The organism is Neobacillus sp. DY30 (assembly GCF_030123065.1).
Classification (GTDB): domain Bacteria; phylum Bacillota; class Bacilli; order Bacillales; family Cytobacillaceae; genus Neobacillus.
In genome coordinates, this window is the sequence record NZ_CP126093.1 from 3923493 (window position 1) to 3941283 (window position 17791).

The window sequence follows — 17791 nt, forward strand, 5'->3', positions numbered from 1 at the left end:
ATTCTCATTCCTTTTTAAAATCGCGTTTGACTCCGTAACGTTCTGATAACGCTTCGCCCAATAAATTGAAAGTTACAATAACTATCATAATCATTAAACCAGGATAAATCATCAATGCAGGATTTGTACGAATATACGACTTTCCTTCGTGAATCATGGCTCCCCATTCAGGTGTTGGCGGTTGTACCCCTAACCCAAGAAACGACATGGCGGAAATATCCATAATCGCCCAACCCATTTCTAGTGTTCCCATGACAACAAGCGGTGGAAGCACATTTGGGACAATATGATTTTTAATAATCTTCCATTGCGAAGATCCACTTATTTTCGCAGCAGCTATAAAGTTTTGTTCCCTAAGACTAAGTACCATTCCTCGGAACATTCTTGCATAGTAAACCCATTGGACAAGCATTAGCGCGAAGATAACCTGCCGAAGTCCAGGACCGAAAATACCAACCAAACCAAGTATTAGGATAAGACTAGGAAAAGCCATCACACCATCACAAAATCTCATCAAAACCTGATCAACCCAGCCGCCTTTATACCCCGAGATGGTTCCTACGATTAACCCAATCACTAATGATGAAATGAAGATCAGCATGGCAAAGCCTAATGAAATTCGAGCTCCATATAACAGACGTGATAAATTACATCTTCCTAGGTGGTCGGTTCCTAATGGAAATTCCCATGAAGGAGGCTGTAGTTTATAAACTAAATTTACCGCTATTGGATCATTCGGTGCCAGCCATGGAGCAAATATCGCCATTATAAAAAGTATACCTAAAATGATTGAACATATGGGAATCACTTTTTGGTTTATGAATATCTTACGTAGACTGGTTATCATCAGCGGTGCCCTTCTTTCCTGGAGATGCGCGGGTCAATGTACATTTGAATTAGATCCACTATCAAATTGCTAAAAATAAATAAGCCAGCTGCAATAAACACATAACATTGAATGACAGGTATATCACGATTAAAAATCGCTTCTATAAAATACCGGCCAAACCCCGGCCAAGAAAAAACGGTCTCAACGATAATCGTTCCCGTCAAAAGTTTTCCAAGATTCATCCCTAGTCCAGTAATCATCGGTGAAATAGCAATCCTTAAGACATGCTTGACCATAATCGTTTTTTCTTTAATTCCCCTTGTTCTTGCGAATAGCACATAAGGCTGTTGTAAATTTTCAAGGATGCTGGTACGCAATAACCTTGTGTACATCGCAATTAACGGAAGTGCAAGTGTAACCGAAGGCAGAACTAGATGCTGCCATGTACCAATCCCCTCTACTGGGAAAAGATCAAGCTTAACAGAAAAGAAAAATATTAATATATATCCGAGCCAAAATGAGGGAATGGAAGCCCCGAAAAAAGAAAGTAAGCGGCTAAAATGATCAATTGCACTGTTTTTCCTAATTCCGGCAAAAAAGCCAAGGGGGACACTAACAAGCACCGCAATCGCTAAACTTCCAAGAGCCAGCTGGATGGTCGCTGGAATACGAGTTGAAACCTCGTCCCAAACAGGCTTATTCGAAAGATAAGATATGCCAAAATCAAGTTGGCATATCTTCATAATAGAGTTTACATATTGGATGAAGAATGGTTGATCCAAACCAAACTCATGTCTTTTTTGGGCTAAAATCTCATCAGTCGGTTCAATATGGGCCGCTGTTAAATAAGCCTCAGCCGGATCCACCGGTGATAGGTGAATCATCCCAGTCGTTAGAAGTGCCGCCAAAAGAAAAACTGGGATAATAGACATCACGCGTTTTATGATATAAGTGCCCATAATAGCCTCCTGTTGCTTACTGCTTGATGCTAATTCCTGTAAATGGATGTTCATCACGATTAGCAGGGAAAGTGAAATTCGTGACATCCTTTTGATAAATCGCTGTTTTCTTAAGATAAGAAATAGGAACAATCGCACCTTGAACTTGCAGTGATGTTAAAATTGATGTGTAAAGCTGCTGACGTTCTGTTTCGGCTGTAGTTAGAGGAACTTGTGCAATTTGTTGTATTATTTCAGCTTTGTTTGGATACGCTGAAATGGCTTCATTAAATCCAAATCCTTCTTTTGCTACAATATTGATAAATGTATGTGGATCATAAGGAGCACCAAAGTTACTATATATATTGATATCAAAATCATTATCTTTAAATCTCTGAACCTGAACCGCAAGTTCTACCGGAGCAATATTTAATTTAACACCAATAGCTGCCCACTCTGATTGAAGCGTTTCTGCCATCGCTTTTTGAATCATTTCGGCTGAATTGTACATCATCTCAATTTCAAGTAATTTCCCATCTTTTTCACGAACTGTTTTTCCCTTCGGAAGAGTCCAGCCCGCTTCGTCTAACAAGGACTTTGCTTTCTTCACATCATTTTTAATGGTCTTCACATCAATATCGGAAGTGTAGGGCAAGTTTGTCGGTAAAATAAATTCTGCCGTTTCTTCTAGTCCAGACGTAATCCCTTCTACCATTGCTTCTTTATTAAATCCATAATGCAGCGCCTGGCGAACACGTTCATCAGAAAGATTTTCTCTTGCTGAATTTAGTACAAGCTGTCTTGTCGCTACTGGCTCAGAAATACTAGTTTCATATTTACCAGTAGATTCTAGTTGTTTGAAACTATCTAAACTGATCATTCCTTCTCCATAAATTAAGTCTATTTCACCTTTTTCAAACGCAAGTACTCTCGTTTCCGCATCAGGAATGACTTTTACTTGAATTTTTTCTACTTTTGGGATTTCACCCCAATAATTTTCATTGCGTTTATAAATAGCATATTCATCTGCTTTATGCTCTTCCAAAATCCATGGTCCTGTACCAACCGGTTTAACAACACCTTTTGAGGTATCCCCATCCTCCGGGAAACCAGCTTCACCTAAGAAACGGACTGGTCGAACAACGGCTAACTCCTGGATGGTTGGGTAATAAGGTTCTGTTAATATCATTTTAAACGTATGCTCGTCAATGACTTCAATACTGTTTATTTTCGAAAGGAACCCCAACCAGCTATGTAAATCCATATGCTTTAAAATCGTATCAAAATTCTTTTTTGCAATGTCTGCATTAAAGCTAGTTCCATCAGTAAACTTCACATCTTGACGTAGATGAAATGTATATTCTTTGCCATCTTCTGAGATATCCCATGATTCAGCAAGATGTGGTTTCAACTCGCCTCCATCTCCATAGCTTACTAACGGCTCATAAACCATGGACTGTGCGAATAATTGTGAAGGATTATAAACATGTGGATTCATTTCTCCCACATCCCTTGGGTAAGCGATTGTTAGCATATTTTCTTTTACGTCCTTTGACGTTGCAACCTTATCACTAGCATTTGCACAACCTAGTAATATCGTCGATAATAGAAAAATAGACAGCAAAGTTAATAAAATATTCCGACCTTTTTTTGCATAGAACATATAGTTTCCTCCAAATGACGTTGATAATCATTTTCAATTGTATGGGCTTTATATATTCTTGTCAATGTAAATTTTGTGACTTATTTGTTAACCCACTAGCCCAAAACAATAAGGCAAGAAGAGATTCCATTGTCTTTTTATAATAATTGGATACGTTTTAAATGAGTAGAGTATTCTAATACTTGTATATTAGAATAAAAAACACTCACAAACATTGATATATCAAAATTTGTGAGTGTTTACTATTCCATAGCGTGATTGCCGCCTTGTGGGTGAAAGACCTATTATTAAAGTATATTCGGTTTCCCATATTCATACGGTTTTAAAATCCCATACAAAGTTTCAATAACCGGAACTGCCACCTTATGTTTGACAGCCAAACGCAGTGCTCCTCCCTGGAGGTGTTCGACTTCAATCGGGTGCCCTTTTCTCATATCTTGATGCATGGAAGATGTCGCTTCTTTCTTGAAACCTGTTAAGGTTTTTATTACCGTCTCCACTTCCTTCTCTGTTAAGACGGCCCCCTCTTGACCAGCGAGCATGGCCATTTCACGAATCACCTTCTTCGCAACCGTAAAGGTAGCTTCTGAATCTACTATAAAACCTGACGGCAGCTGCATCGCTGATGTGACCCCTGAAAATGCCGTAATAAATATGTACTTCTTCCACATTGATTTTAAAATATTCTCTTCCCTAACGAATTTTGTCTTCATTTGATGATGTAATCCTTCTAGCTGCTCACATATTTCGGTTTGCTGTTCATGAAGAATCCCAAATTTAAACGTACTGCTTCCACTAGTATGCTCCACATGACCTTGTTCATTTAACGTAGCAACGATTGAGGCAAATCCCCCTAATACCTTCTCGTTTCCGATTGCCTCCTGTAATTTTCCAATATGCTCCATCCCATTTAACAAAGGCAGCACGAATGCCCCCGTCTGTTTAGCAATGGTTTGAACCTGCGGGATCACTTGGTCAAGATGGTAGCCTTTGATAGCCAGTATAACCAAGTCTATATTTCTCACTTTTTCAGGCGTTGTATAAATCGTTATCTCTCTGCTTACAAAATTTCCTTCGGGGCTTTTTATCTTTAATCCTTCCTTTGTTAATTGAACAGCCCTTTTTTCTCTGACAAAAAAGGAAACATTTTGACCTGCTTCTAACAGCCTACCGCCTAAATATGCTCCTAAAGCTCCTGCACCAAATACTAAAATATTCATTAAAACATAGCCTCCCTATCGTTTTATTAGTTCATTGCAATGTTAGAAATGTTTGCTTTTCCCGGTATTCCTTTGGTGTACATAATTTTATTTTTATAAAATTGCGATTGAATGAACGAATGTTCTCATAGCCACAAAGATGGGCAATTTCGGTAATCGGTTTTTCTGAGGTACTTAGTAAATAGCAAGCATAGTTAATCCTTGTTTCATTTAGAAAATCTACAAAAGACGTTTTGACATGGGCATTAAAATATTTTGATAAATAATTGTAACTGTAGCCTAATGTACGAGCAATGCTGTTTAATGAAATAGATTCGGTAAAGTGTTCTTGTATGTAGGATAAGATGTAATGGAGCAAATCTGGTTCTTTTTTTGCATTGATAAGAGTGGTTTGTTGAATCAGCTCTGATAATAGTAAATAAAGACTACCTTTTTGTTCTAGTAAATTGGATTGACCGGAAAAGAGAGCTTTAGAAATAAGTGTTTGTGCTTCTAAAGAGAGGTCGAAAACTGGATTTTCCAAAGACCTCTTTTCAATCATCTTTTGAAAAGTCGGAACATAATCAGGAGAAAAAATACAAAGTCTAGCTCGGGATTGTGATTTTGTGATAAGAGAATGGATTTCATACGGTAATATGAGTAAGAATTGTCCACTTTTCAACTGGAAACATCTCTCACTAATAATGACTTCCATTTCACCTTCAACTACAAAGATTAATTCAAAACAGCGATGTAGATGACTTGGGAAGTTTAGGTTCTCCGTTTGATAGGTTGTGAGTAAATCAAAATGTTGCGATTCATATAATAACATTTTAATAGTTTCCTCTTCTAATAGGATAAATTTTGTCTAGAATTTTATAAGTTTTTTCTTGTTGTGTCAATTCGAAAAATGATACATTTACCATCAATTAGAAGCTTTCAATCTATTTAAAGGAGATCGATTATGGAGAATATCAGAATTGGGATGGTCGGTTATAAATTTATGGGGAAAGCACATAGTCATGCATACCGTGATCTTCCTCTCTTTTTCCCAGACACCGTTCATCCTGAAATGAAGGTGATCTGTGGCCGCGACCCTCAAGGAGCAGCGACGGCAGCCAAACAATTTGGCTGGGAGGAATACACAACAGACTGGAGATCTCTCCTGGACAGAGACGATATTGATTTAATCGATATAAATGCACCAAGCGATGTCCATAAAGAAATCACAATTGCTGCTGCACAAGCAGGCAAACACGTTTTTTGCGAAAAACCGTTAGCGCTTACATTAGAAGACTCTAGGGAAATGCTTCGTGTTGTTGAAGAGGCTGGGGTTAAGCATATGGTTGGATTTAATTACCGCTTTGCCCCTGCCGTCATGCTTGCAAAAAAGCTTGTGGACGAAGGACGGCTTGGCAAGATCTATCATTTTCGTGCTTGGTTTCTACAAGATTGGCTCGTCGATGAAAACTTTCCATTAGCCTGGAGACTTCAGAAAGAAATCGCGGGTTCTGGTTCTCACGGAGATCTTGGTGCCCATCTAATCGATTTAGCGCACTATCTCATTGGGGATATTAGCGAAGTCATTGGAATGAACGAGACATTTATAAAAGAAAGACCTCTTCCTGCTCACATGACAGGGCTGTCAGCGAAAGTCAGTGATAGCAATGAAAAAGGAGAAGTAACGGTGGATGACGCTACCCTCTTCTTGGCACGATTTGCAAATGGAACGTTAGGAAGCTTTGAAGCTACTCGTTTTGCTGCCGGACACCGCTGTACGAATTCATTCGAAATTAATGGAAGTAAAGGCAGTGTCATCTTTGACTTTGAACGGATGAATGAACTGCAGGTTTATTTTGTTGATGACAAAGAGGATGTCCAAGGCTTCCGCCGTGTCTTAGCGACTGACCCTCCTCATGCGTTTGCGCAAAACTGGTGGCCGCCTGGTCACACAATTGGATATGAACATACCTTTATTCATGAAGTGGTGGAACTAATGGAGTCTTTCCGTGAAAACCGACAGCCCATTCCAAACTTCCGTGATGGCGTCAAGTGCCAGGAGGTTTTAGAAGCAGTTGATTTATCGATTGAAAAACGACAATGGATTCGAATTTCTGATGTCTAAAATATAAAACAAACAAAGGAGTGCATAGTTATGACAAAAAAAGCATTAATCGTTTGGGGCGGCTGGGATGGGCACGAGCCAGAACAGGTAGCTGAAATCTTTAAAGGAATCCTTGAGGAAGAAAACTTCCAAGTGGAAGTATCCAATTCACTTGACTCCTATGCCGACAAGGAAAAGCTGAAAGAATTGGATCTCATCATCCCTCACTGGACTATGGGAGAAATTCAAAAAAAATATGTTCTCAATATCTCCGAAGCCATTGCCGCTGGTGTAGGTTTAGCTGGGTGTCATGGCGGCATGTGTGATTCGTTCCGAAATAGTGTGGACTGGCAATTTATGACGGGTGGTAATTGGGTGGCCCATCCCGGAAATGATGGTGTCGAATACATGGTCAATATTAAGCATTCCTCAAGTCCATTACTAGAAGGTCTTTCTGATTTTAAAGTGGTTAGTGAACAATATTACCTTCACTATGATCCCGCTGTTGAAGTGTTAGCGACAACACGCTTCCCAGTTTTTCACGGTCCACATGCAACCAATAAGGCTGTCGATATGCCTGTTGTTTGGACGAAACGCTGGGGCTTAGGCAATGTTTTTTATAGTTCACTCGGTCATCAAGCCAACATCATTGCCATGCCGGAAGTCTCGCTCATCATGCGCCGAGGATTCTTGTGGGCTGCTGACGGAAAGACACGCTCAAAAGAATTCGATGTTGAGTCGATTTATGGAAATATTCGAAGCTATACAGGAATGGGAGACAGTCAATAAGCTGTGATGGATGCAGAATAGAAAGTTGATTAATAATTATTTGGAGGTCCTTTATGGAAAAACTTAAAATCGGTATCATTGGATGCGGAAATATTAGTTCTATTTATATGGAAAACTGTCAGAAATTCCCTCACCTCGAGCTTATCGCCTGTGCCGATCTTGATCTAGAACGTGCCCAGTCCCAAGCAGACAAGTACGGTATCCCTAAAGCGATGTCAGTAGTTGAGCTGCTTTCTGACCCAGAAATTCAACTCATCATCAATTTAACAATTCCAAAAGCCCATGCCTCTGTCTGTATCCAAGCACTTGAAGCAGGTAAGCATGTTTATACAGAAAAACCACTTGCCGTGACACGTGAAGAAGGAAAACAAATTCTAGAAACTGCCAAGAAGAAAAATCTCCTTGTTGGCAGTGCTCCGGACACCTTCCTCGGTGCTGGTATTCAAACAGCAATTCATGTCATCGAACAAGGTGAAATTGGTCAACCCATTGGGGCATCTGCCTTCATGATTTGCCGCGGACACGAACATTGGCATCCAGACCCTGCCTTCTATTATGATATTGGCGGCGGACCTATGTTCGATATGGGACCGTATTACTTAACAGCATTAGTTGCCCTCTTAGGACCAATAAAACGAATTTCCGGATCCGCTCGTATAAGTTATCCAGAACGAACTGTGCTTAGCCAGCCTAAAGCAGGTACAAAAATCGAAGTATCGATTCCTACCCACATCTCAGGTGTGATCGATTTTGATTCGGGCGTAATCGGAACAATTACAACAAGTTTTGATGCGTTCGGCGGTACTTCCCTCCCGCCAATTGAAATCTACGGAAGTGAAGGGACGTTACTTGTTCCCGATCCCAATACATTCGGGGGTCCTGTTAAAATTAGAAAACGAGATGAAGCTGAATTTAGAGATGTCCCTCTCGCCTATGGCTACCTACAAAACAGTCGAGGACTTGGTGTGGCGGACATGGCCAAAGCGATTCTTGAAGGCGGAAATTATCGAGCAAATGGAGAATTAGCGTATCATGTATTGGAAGCGATGCATGGATTCCATGATTCCTCGGATCGTGGTCAGCACTATATCATGGAAAGTACGTGCAGCCGTCCGGAATCAGTACCTTATGAATTGCAGGCTAAATAAGCGCCTATTAATTCTTAGCACTACACGAAAATCAACAATGAATAATAACAGAGCTAAAAATAAAAACCGGTCAATGACCAGTCGGATTGTCGAGAAGGGTATTTCTCGGCAATTTTTTAATTTTATCTTAGTACTCTAACTTATTCTTGGATTTTCATCATTGCCAAACTTCATCGTACTTTCCCTTAGGCTATTTCTTTCCTAGTTCAACTTAATAAATCACATTGGAGTTAAAAAAATTCCCACAAAGCTTGGATTAAGCAACATTTGTGCATTTCCTCTTTGCAGTATAGAGTGCTCGGTCAGCTTTTCATATTCGTTTTTGCATGTTTAGGCGATAATCTATATTGGTACGGGGATACGCCTGTATTCTTTTTAAAAACACGCCAGAAATGAACATTGTTAGCATACCCCACCTTATTCGCGATTTGGTTCACTTTCATGGTCGTTTCAGTTAAAAATCTTTTTGCTTCATTAATACGGATTGCATGTAAGTAGTCAATAAAACTACATCCCGTATATTTTTTAAATAACCTACTGATATACTGCTCATTTAAATGGAAATGATGAGCTAGTAAAGCAAGTGATATGTTAGTTGCATATTCTTTGTTTATAAATGTGATAATCTTCCCAATTTCATTTCTACCTGTCATTTGTTGGTTATTGGGAGCTTTAGTTGTTTTTTTGGGGCTTACCACTTCTAACAATCTACTACTTTCAATCAATAATTGAGACAATAGTGATCTCAGATAAATATCCCTTTCCTTTAGATTCATTTGATATTCCTCAAATAGTCTCATAATAATGCTGTTGATTAATGCCTTTTTATTTGGAGGAATAGGCAAAACATGTGGGCCTTTTTCAAAAAGTTGCTTTAACAAATGATGTTCGCTTGAATTTAAAAAGCACTCACGGAAATTAATGACTACGCGCTCATACCCCTGATTGTTCTTACCTAACGTTTTATGAATCACATTTTTATCAATAAAGACTAAATTCTGGTTCTCTACCATGTACTTTTCTCCATTAATTACATAAATCCGTTCTCCTTCATTTAAATAATAAATTTCGTAATCCTGGTGCAGGTGTTGTGTTGACATTGATGGATGGTGTCCAATAAATCGATCTATGTAAAATGGTTGCTCACGCAAAGAGACACTTACTTTTTGTATCACAGTTAATACCTCCAAATTTTAAGGAGTCAACGAAAATCTATTTAGGCTGATGTTGTCCTTAATCAAGTTAGATTCGTCCATTCTGTCGCTGTACCTTATACATTTATCAAACTTCCATGTATTTCCTTCCTCATTTAAACAATCACTACTTTCTTCCTACTTCAAGTAGATTAATTGTAGACGGTACGCTTACAAAATAGTCATAAAGTAGCCCCTTTTTTATTTAACTCTTTTTTGGCATTCCATCCAGAACTCATAAAGGATTAGAGCCTCCCTAACGCATACTCATTTCAGCTTGTCAGAAGCATCTGACATTAAGCAAAGCAGAAATACGAATTTGTAAACATTTGCAGTTTATACCTACAAAATATGTAATAGAGAGGTTGCTATACTTAAGTGGTGATAATGAATACGGTTACAAAAATAACTTATGGCTTTAAGGAGGTGAGGTTTGGCGGAATGTTACATCCAGACATACATATGTTTTTATAAATTTTTAGAAGGTGGTAATGCTATGAGATTTAATAAGGCATTAATCTGGATATTGGTTCTATCATTTTTTACTTCCTCCTTATTATTAGGAGGAAATGGTGTAGTTAATGCAGCTGAAATTGATTCCATCCCGCATACAAACAGAGCATTTAAAGATTACGACAATAGTTTTCTATCAGTATCTGGGTACGCATCATTAGGAGTTAAAGACAGAAGCCAATACATTGATACTTCCAATTATCGTCAGGTTAAAACAGAAAGAGAGTTTTTGCAGGCCATTTTGGATGCACAAGCTGGAAATGTGAAAGTAATCGAAGTAGCGAAAGATTTGAACTTTGGTTGGACATCATTAAATCTAAGTTCAGATGAAGCCAAGAAATATCGTTTTATCACTAAATACCGGAATCCTATGAATGGATTTACAAATCCAAAAATAGCCTCCTCCGGTGTTTCACAATTAAATATAGATGGTGTTGATGGGTTAACGATCTTTTCAAAAAAAGGGCAAACCATTAGGTCTGTAGAAATAAAATTACAAAGATCGATGAATGATATTGTCTTAAGAAATCTCAATTTTGATGGAATGTGGCAATGGGATGATACTGGTAAACATAAGGAAGTGGGCTGGTCATTTATTAAGATAAATGGCGCGAATAATGTTTGGATTGACCATTGTAAATTTACCATTGCATCGGATGGATTAATCGATACAGAAAATGGCGGCTCCAATATTACGATTTCTTGGTCTGAATTCGGGCTACCTGCAAATGAGAATCCACCAGAAGATAGTGATATTTATCAGTCGATTCAGTTTATGGAAGAAAAATATGCTTCAAATGAACTGAATTATGATAGTGTGTACTATAACATGCGAAATGGTGGTGCCACCAAAGAACAAATCATGGCATATGCAGCCTATCATAGTAAGGTTCATTTATCAGGTTCAGGTGATAAAGACTATGTGAATTATGTTTCTAGTAGTGGAAATGAGATAAAAGATGGAAATCAAAGAATTCGTATCACGCTTGCCTATAACAGTTATACAAATGTTGGGCAACGAATCCCAATGGTACGCCAAGGTACGGGTCATGCATACAACTTGTATTTGGACAATTCAACGCATAATGATGTTTTGGAGAATGTAAGCGCAATTGCAGAATATGGAACCGATACACTTTCCCGAGCACTTAATGCAAGGAATGGAGCGTCAATCGCAGCTGATACATCTGTATTCAATGACATTAACGAGCCAATCACAGGTGCTGAGATTCAAGGTTTAGATACAAGTAACATGGACGCACAATGGGCTGAACTATTCCAAAGCGCTTATAATAGAAATTTAATTGTAAACTCCAAAATCACTAATCAATATGGGACGTATACAGGAAGCAGCTGGGACAATAATGGGGAAAATCTGTTCACAAAAGGATTTACATGGCATGACAAATCAACGATAGGAAATTGGGCATGGTCTTCTCAAATTGTGGGAATTGAAAATATGAGTAAAACGAATCCACCGATAGATCCATTTACCTTCGAATATATGTATGACGAAGTGCTACCTTACACTTATAACGTGCTTCCTTTGGATAGTGTAGTACCTACACTTACAAAACATGCAGGTGCTAACAAAGTGAATATGAGCCCAATCGGTTGGTTAAAAACAGATTACAGCTCCAAGAATAAAGAGAATTAATAAATCTTTCGTAATCGGAAAGCTTCCGCTTAACACCTTGTTTAGCGGATTTTGCGAAAAACAAAAAACACCTACAAATGTTGATATAGCAATGTTTGCAGGTGTTTTATCGTTTATGAAATAATCTCATTATTTGATTTCTACCTGTTTTCCAACGCACTTAATCTATGTACTCTAAATTTGGCTAAAAGACCTGACTGGACTTATTTATTCAAAAAGATATTTTCTAATGTCTTGGCAACTTCTTTATCTAAAGTTCCATATCCTTCTTTTTCATTATTGCTAATAATTGTTGCCGTATCATTACTTTGTTTGAACCAAATCTGGTATTCAAATAATCTCTCGGGCATATTCGCATCATACTTGAAAAATAGGGTTGCCTTTACATCTTCTTTTCTTGCCATTTTTGGTTCCGCATTCGGTTCCCAGTTAACTTGTTTAAATGCTTTTCTTAACACATCTACTGTTTCCTCATCCGTAATCATGAAAGCTTCTTCATAGGTATCATCTTCCTTAACTACTTCTACATCTACTCTAGTAAGTTGACTTAAATCATATTCAATCTGAGCCTTATTTGTACAGCCTGTTAAAAACAGTACAAAAATCATAAAGATGATACGGAAAACATTTGTTTTTTCCAATTTACTAGAAATGTCATTAACATTCACCTGAACACCTCCTTATCTAATGTAGGTTACCGTAAAAATCTCCCAATCAACGTCTCGTGTACTTCCGTTTAAGTGAAATGATTTTACCGGACGAGGTTATTTCATAAAGGTTTTCGTAATCTTCAATTGGTTTCTTCGCTTCCTCCAGATGTATCCCCTTTTCGGATAAAAGATCGGCTATTGATTTGAAATGAACAACATAATCCCTATTGACTGTTTCCCACAAATATAGTGAAGCAATAGAATAATATGGTTTCCACTTCTCGGATTTTTGTGCTAAAAATTCTTTCCCATTTGTATCTTTGTCTGCTTGATATAACCATTTGCAAGCACGTTGAAGTCCAACATCACCGAACGACAAAACATTATTTCTTCCTAATGAAAAAATAAGAAACATTTCCGCAGTCCATTGTCCAATCCCTTTAATTTTTGTAAGTTCAGCAATTACTTCACCATTACTTAAATGATCTAAAAGCTCTAACTTAAGTTCATTAGACAAATATTTTTCAGTTAAATCCTTTATGTAATTAATTTTTGATTTTGAAACACCTGTCGCTCTTAATTGATCTATGGATGCATTATAAATGGATTGAGGGGTTATACCGTTACAGAGTGCTTCTACCCTCCCTATAATCGTACCCGCAGCTTTTACGGAAAGTTGTTGTCCGATTATAGACTTTACAAGAGACTCATATCGATTTCCCCTAATCGGGATTTCAATGTTCCCAATGATGTTAATCAATTTACCCATAGTATTATCCGATTTGCATAAAAACTGAACATCTTCGTTTTTTAAATTCGCTTCAATTTTTACCTTCATCACTTTTCCCTCAATTGTTTTTTTCTTTATCTCAAACGGTCTTCACCATATAATCATACAGATGTTCATTAATTTTGATTTCTTTTTCATCCTTAAAGCCGATCTGCTCGTATAGCTTCTTTGCGTACGGATTATCTTTAGCCACATTTAGAGAGAGTCTTGAATATCCCTTTTGTATTGCTGTTTTTTCGGCTTCTTTTAGAAGTATTGATCCAATTCCATTACCTCTTAACCGTTCTTTAACACACACGGTGTCAATATAAAAATCACTCTCGTCAGCCTCTTTATCCAAGGAGATCATTTCATTCCTTCTTTTCATTCTTAATCGTTTTAAGATTGGCTCGTCTAATTGAGATGCAACCTCTCCTGGATAAGTAATCACGACCCCTACTACTTCTCCAAAAACATCTGCAACAATCGTATTCTGATAGCTTAAACGATTATTCTCTTCGCGAAAGAAATCCGCCAGCGTTTCACGGATATTTTCTATCTTCGTTTGTCCAGTTAACTTCTCGGCTATATCACCAATTGCAATATGAATGAGTTCCGCAGCTTTCTTGGCGTCCTTTTTCACTGCTCCCCTTAACCTTAAATCTTGGGCAATGATTTCTTCCCAAGTCATTAAGTTTTCGTCAGAATCTTCCTTAAAATATTGGGTTTGTTTATAGCGTTTTGTTTTTGCTTTTATCTTCAACAATTTCCCTCCGTACTGTTGTCCCATTATCATTTTTAAAAAAATGCTGATAATCCTTAACATATTGTCTAAATGTAATAGGCTTCCGTTTTAATAGCCTCTCTACCTTATCTGTCACATTTTTCGCATTCCCTAACCGGGTCATGGTGTATAATACCGTCATTACATTAGCAAAGTTTCTAGGTGTACCTCTTGCAATAAGCTTTTTTCTAAATTCTATTATACCGGGATTTTGATAGGTGATTTTACGTTTAAGTACATCCGACATAATCGATGCAGCTTCGTAATAAGTAATAGCTTCGCTGCCTGTGAGGGTATAAGCCTTATAAAAGTGCCCATCTTCTGTTAAACAGACAGCGGCCACTTCAGCAATGTCTCTCGTATCGATAAAACTCGTTTTGGCTTTTCCAACAGGCATAAACAATTCATTTCTAAGGAGTACATCTTCGCGGTGAGTGGTATTTAAATTTTGCATAAAAAAGCTAGGTCTTAAAAAAGTATACTGAAATTCCAAATTACGAATCAAATCTTCAATTTTCCGGTGAGGGACAACAGGTTTTTTTTCTACCCCTAGTAAAGAAACAAACACAATATGGTTAACCCCCAATTTTTTTGCTTCGTTCAAAAAAGGAAGCATATCTTCTTTCGGTTTCGCTAAATGAGGCGGCCTCATTAAAAATATCTTTGATACTCCTTCTAATGCTTGAGGATATGTATCTTTCCTTAAAAAATCAAATTCTACCAGTTCTACATTTATATCAGAAAAGACTTTTTTACCTCTATCCAAATTTGTAACCGCAGCTTTTACCTTACCATCTCTCTTAATTAATTCTTCAACCACATGGCAACCTATATTTCCTGTTGAACCCGTTACTAAAATTTTAGTCAAGTTTATCTCCCCTTACATAATGTACGATCTAATTTTCTCAATAAAGTTAAAAAGGTCTCTCTCTCCCCAGTTGTAAAATTTATTAATGATTGTTCTATTACTGTGTCACTGACTTTTTCTATAGTTGGGATTATTTTTCTTGCTTCCTCTGTTAAGGATAAAATAACAACTCGACGATCACTCGGATGTTGCTCCTTCTTAATCATCCTTTTATCAAAAAGCCTGGATAAAATACCGGATATTGTTGGTTTATCAAAATCAAGTGCAGCTGCAATCTCAACAGCTGTTCGACTTTGGTATGTTGATCCGCAAGCTTCTTCTATTTGTAACCTTTTTAATACCGCCCATTGTGAAGTGGTCAGTCCAAATGCTTTCAAATCAGTCGTTAAATTATATCTTAGTTCTTTCGAAACCTTCATCAATATATAACCTATATTATCCATAAAAAAACCTCCCTAATAGTTAGTATACTAACTAATTTTTATTCGCAAATGACATTAATCACTAAAAAATACATAAAAAAAAGATGAAACCTATAGATTTCACCCAAATTCGTATGCACTTGGCACCATTACTCTAATTTTTTGCAAATTGTCCATCGACTTCAACGGTTTCAAATATATTGATAAAGGCTTTGTCATCATGGAAGCGGACTATTTTTTTTATTTGCATTGTTTCGTAACGTGTTACCACCATCATTAAAATCTGCTTTGGTTCCTTTGTATAGCCGCCAAAACCCTCTGTGATGGTGATGCCTCGATAGATTGAGTCTAATAAATCCTTCCGAATAACTTCTCCTTTTGTTGTAACAATCTGCATTGTTAATTTGATGTGATTCGTGTGAATGGTATCAATCATTTTACCTGTTAAATAAATCGACAACAGCGTGTATAATGCGATATTCCAATTGAAAGCAGCACCTGAAATTAAAACAATGACGCCGTTCATCGCCGTCAGTAGAAGACCGATACTAACATTACTTGTGCGTGAAAGGATAATCGCAATGATATCCAATCCGCCAGAGGTGCCGGAATACTTCAAAATCACGCCAACTCCAATACCACCTATGATTCCTCCGAATATCGCCGACAGGAGTATATTGTCAGTTACAGGAACGATTGGCAATAGATATAAGAAAACGGAGAGTGATACCACACAAATCAGTGTATTGACCGTAATCATCTTTCCAAGCTTAAAGTATCCCAAAATGAGTAATGGAATATTGAGCAAGAGATTCATTAAACCAATATCAAATGGAGTGACTAACCCAATCAAAATCGCAATACCACTTATTCCACTGCTCAAAATCCCATACGGAACCAGAAAGAAGTTAAAGCCAAATGCAACAATCAACGAACCTACAACAACAATTAAGTTTTTCATACCGGTAAAAACTCCGTTTCCAGACAAAATAATTTAGAACATAAAATAGTTAGGATTTAAAAGAATAGTCGATTCATTATGGATGTACCTGACTATTTTTTGTATAAAAAAACTCGCCCCAAAATAGGGACGAGTTCTTGCTCGCGTTACCACCCATATTCCGCAAGTTTCGCAACATGAAACATTCCGCTCACAGTCAACGTACCATCATACGTTTTCCCTTGTAACGGTGGAAATCCCTCAAAGCTACTCCGAACAGCTTTGCATTCGCAGATGATTTTTAGAAAAAAAAGTGTCCCTAGGCTCTCACCAACCTCAACACCAAAGGAACCAGATTCTTTTCTTACTTTTACTCGTCACTGTTTGAAATTATTAATAGTAATCTACCAGAGGGCAAATAAAGTTGTCAATATACTTTTCCAATATATCAATATTATGAATATTTAGGATTTAATTTCCAGTTTTAACAAATTATAATTCACGTACAAAAAAGAAGTCGCACGATACCCATCGGTTTGTACGGCTTATTATTTACTACTTATGCCATTCGTATCTGGCTGTTGCAAATGGAGTCAGTCCCCTCGTGGGATAAAGTATTACGGGACAGGGGACCTTACCCCGAAGTCTGTTTTTTTAAGAATACACCACATAAATTAATCCCTAACTGAAAAATATATACTATTACTATTTTTTTGGGGAGTGTTATAAAAATGGCGTTTGAGAAGGGGCTCGCTCAATCAGAAAAAGCTTATAACCAGTTGCATGATGTTAGTTCTTTATTTGCAAAGATAGTGAGGGAAGACTTTCTGTCAACATGGCAATGGTGGTTTGGTCTCGCTCTTTTTATAATTCCTTGGATTGTTTGGTTTAAATTCAGGAAGAAAGATAGTACAGGACGTCTCCTTTTAGGTGGCCTGCTAACGATATTACTATCACTATCAATAGATCTTGTAGCCTTATCTTTAGGGCTCTGGTCATACCCTATGGTCATTATTCCTCTAGCACCTTTTCTATTTTTACCCTATCACTTTTCTTTGGCACCCGTTGCCGTAATGTTCGCTCTGCAAATAAAACCAAAAATGAATCCCTTGTTAAAAGGAATCATTTTTTCTGCAATTGCTGCGTTTGGAGGAATGAATTTCTTTGATGCCATCGACTTTTACAACCCTAAAAATTGGTCCACTTTTTATGATTTTTTTATCTTTTTAACTATTTACTATTCGGCTTATTCGCTTACAAAAGTGGATGGCTATTCTGAATTAAGTTAGGGGAAAACTTTAATAGGGTTGGAACAAATGAGGTCA

17 protein-coding genes are annotated in these 17791 nt (G+C 37.5%); 5 read left to right on the forward strand and 12 right to left on the reverse strand.

Features of this window, described 5'->3' with window-relative positions; translation table 11 throughout:
- Positions 1-4: 4 nt before the first annotated feature.
- From nikC to QNH29_RS19145, 5 genes are all read right to left on the reverse strand, one after another.
- Complete coding sequence (nikC, locus tag QNH29_RS19125) at positions 5-847, reverse strand: nickel ABC transporter permease subunit NikC (RefSeq protein ID WP_283860924.1); 843 nt, start codon at positions 845-847, stop codon at positions 5-7.
- Entirely contained in the window at positions 847-1788 is a 942-nt protein-coding gene (gene nikB, locus QNH29_RS19130) for a nickel ABC transporter permease subunit NikB (RefSeq protein ID WP_283860925.1), read from the reverse strand. The genes nikC and nikB overlap by 1 nt, the downstream gene beginning before the upstream one ends.
- Before the next feature lie 16 nt (positions 1789-1804).
- Positions 1805-3430 carry a nickel ABC transporter substrate-binding protein gene (nikA, locus tag QNH29_RS19135; protein ID WP_283860926.1) on the reverse strand — a complete coding sequence of 542 codons (1626 nt, stop codon included), beginning with the start codon at positions 3428-3430 and terminating at the stop codon, positions 1805-1807.
- Between the two features lie 287 nt (positions 3431-3717).
- Entirely contained in the window at positions 3718-4650 is a 933-nt protein-coding gene (locus QNH29_RS19140; protein ID WP_283860927.1) for a ketopantoate reductase family protein, read from the reverse strand.
- Between the two features lie 31 nt (positions 4651-4681).
- Positions 4682-5461 carry a helix-turn-helix domain-containing protein gene (locus QNH29_RS19145; protein WP_283860928.1) on the reverse strand — a complete coding sequence of 260 codons (780 nt, stop codon included), beginning with the start codon at positions 5459-5461 and terminating at the stop codon, positions 4682-4684.
- Between the two features lie 132 nt (positions 5462-5593).
- On the opposite strand from QNH29_RS19145, the gene QNH29_RS19150 reads away from it, so the two are divergent.
- The 3 genes from QNH29_RS19150 to QNH29_RS19160 are packed head-to-tail and all read left to right on the forward strand — an operon-like array spanning position 5594 to position 8670.
- A complete protein-coding gene (locus QNH29_RS19150) occupies positions 5594-6754 on the forward strand; it encodes a Gfo/Idh/MocA family protein (RefSeq protein ID WP_283860929.1) in 1161 nt (386 codons plus the stop codon).
- Positions 6755-6784: 30 nt separating this feature from the next.
- On the forward strand, positions 6785-7522 hold the full coding sequence (locus tag QNH29_RS19155) for a ThuA domain-containing protein (protein ID WP_283860931.1): 738 nt from the start codon (positions 6785-6787) through the stop codon (positions 7520-7522).
- 53 nt (positions 7523-7575) lie between these two features.
- Complete coding sequence (locus tag QNH29_RS19160) at positions 7576-8670, forward strand: Gfo/Idh/MocA family protein (protein WP_283860933.1); 1095 nt, start codon at positions 7576-7578, stop codon at positions 8668-8670.
- 302 nt (positions 8671-8972) lie between these two features.
- Here QNH29_RS19160 and QNH29_RS19165 read toward each other — a convergent pair whose 3' ends face one another.
- Positions 8973-9845 (reverse strand): AraC family transcriptional regulator, encoded by an 873-nt coding sequence (locus QNH29_RS19165; protein ID WP_283860934.1) that lies wholly within the window; start codon positions 9843-9845, stop codon positions 8973-8975.
- 514 nt (positions 9846-10359) lie between these two features.
- Between QNH29_RS19165 and QNH29_RS19170 the strand changes: the two genes are divergently transcribed.
- The gene (locus QNH29_RS19170; protein ID WP_283860935.1) at positions 10360-12033 is read left to right on the forward strand and encodes a pectate lyase family protein; all 1674 of its coding nucleotides are present in this window, start codon (positions 10360-10362) and stop codon (positions 12031-12033) included.
- A gap of 203 nt (positions 12034-12236) precedes the next feature.
- Here QNH29_RS19170 and QNH29_RS19175 read toward each other — a convergent pair whose 3' ends face one another.
- From QNH29_RS19175 to QNH29_RS19200, 6 genes are all read right to left on the reverse strand, one after another.
- Positions 12237-12701 (reverse strand): hypothetical protein, encoded by a 465-nt coding sequence (locus QNH29_RS19175; RefSeq protein WP_283860936.1) that lies wholly within the window; start codon positions 12699-12701, stop codon positions 12237-12239.
- A gap of 46 nt (positions 12702-12747) precedes the next feature.
- Positions 12748-13521, reverse strand: a complete 774-nt coding sequence (locus QNH29_RS19180; RefSeq protein ID WP_283860937.1) for a DNA-3-methyladenine glycosylase family protein — start codon at positions 13519-13521, stop codon at positions 12748-12750.
- A 31-nt stretch (positions 13522-13552) separates the two neighbouring features.
- Entirely contained in the window at positions 13553-14215 is a 663-nt protein-coding gene (locus tag QNH29_RS19185) for a GNAT family N-acetyltransferase (RefSeq protein WP_283860938.1), read from the reverse strand.
- Positions 14184-15104, reverse strand: coding sequence for an SDR family oxidoreductase (locus tag QNH29_RS19190; RefSeq protein WP_283860939.1), 921 nt, complete (start codon positions 15102-15104; stop codon positions 14184-14186). Before QNH29_RS19190 ends, QNH29_RS19185 begins: the two co-directional genes overlap by 32 nt.
- 2 nt (positions 15105-15106) lie before the next feature.
- A complete protein-coding gene (locus QNH29_RS19195) occupies positions 15107-15547 on the reverse strand; it encodes a MarR family winged helix-turn-helix transcriptional regulator (RefSeq protein ID WP_283860940.1) in 441 nt (146 codons plus the stop codon).
- Positions 15548-15680: 133 nt separating this feature from the next.
- The gene (locus QNH29_RS19200) at positions 15681-16487 is read right to left on the reverse strand and encodes a YitT family protein (protein WP_283860941.1); all 807 of its coding nucleotides are present in this window, start codon (positions 16485-16487) and stop codon (positions 15681-15683) included.
- 710 nt (positions 16488-17197) lie between these two features.
- On the opposite strand from QNH29_RS19200, the gene QNH29_RS19205 reads away from it, so the two are divergent.
- The gene (locus QNH29_RS19205) at positions 17198-17755 is read left to right on the forward strand and encodes a CBO0543 family protein (protein WP_283860942.1); all 558 of its coding nucleotides are present in this window, start codon (positions 17198-17200) and stop codon (positions 17753-17755) included.
- Positions 17756-17791 lie beyond the last annotated feature (36 nt).

Coding starts and splice junctions, on each gene's coding strand:
- nikC (WP_283860924.1), bottom strand. CDS start 847: ATGATAACCAGTCTACGTAAGATATTCATAAACCAAAAAGTGATTCCC.
- nikB (WP_283860925.1), bottom strand. CDS start 1,788: ATGGGCACTTATATCATAAAACGCGTGATGTCTATTATCCCAGTTTTT.
- nikA (WP_283860926.1), bottom strand. CDS start 3,430: ATGTTCTATGCAAAAAAAGGTCGGAATATTTTATTAACTTTGCTGTCT.
- QNH29_RS19140 (WP_283860927.1), bottom strand. CDS start 4,650: ATGAATATTTTAGTATTTGGTGCAGGAGCTTTAGGAGCATATTTAGGC.
- QNH29_RS19145 (WP_283860928.1), bottom strand. CDS start 5,461: ATGTTATTATATGAATCGCAACATTTTGATTTACTCACAACCTATCAA.
- QNH29_RS19150 (WP_283860929.1), top strand. CDS start 5,594: ATGGAGAATATCAGAATTGGGATGGTCGGTTATAAATTTATGGGGAAA.
- QNH29_RS19155 (WP_283860931.1), top strand. CDS start 6,785: ATGACAAAAAAAGCATTAATCGTTTGGGGCGGCTGGGATGGGCACGAG.
- QNH29_RS19160 (WP_283860933.1), top strand. CDS start 7,576: ATGGAAAAACTTAAAATCGGTATCATTGGATGCGGAAATATTAGTTCT.
- QNH29_RS19170 (WP_283860935.1), top strand. CDS start 10,360: ATGAGATTTAATAAGGCATTAATCTGGATATTGGTTCTATCATTTTTT.
- QNH29_RS19180 (WP_283860937.1), bottom strand. CDS start 13,521: ATGAAGGTAAAAATTGAAGCGAATTTAAAAAACGAAGATGTTCAGTTT.
- QNH29_RS19195 (WP_283860940.1), bottom strand. CDS start 15,547: ATGGATAATATAGGTTATATATTGATGAAGGTTTCGAAAGAACTAAGA.
- QNH29_RS19200 (WP_283860941.1), bottom strand. CDS start 16,487: ATGAAAAACTTAATTGTTGTTGTAGGTTCGTTGATTGTTGCATTTGGC.
- QNH29_RS19205 (WP_283860942.1), top strand. CDS start 17,198: ATGGCGTTTGAGAAGGGGCTCGCTCAATCAGAAAAAGCTTATAACCAG.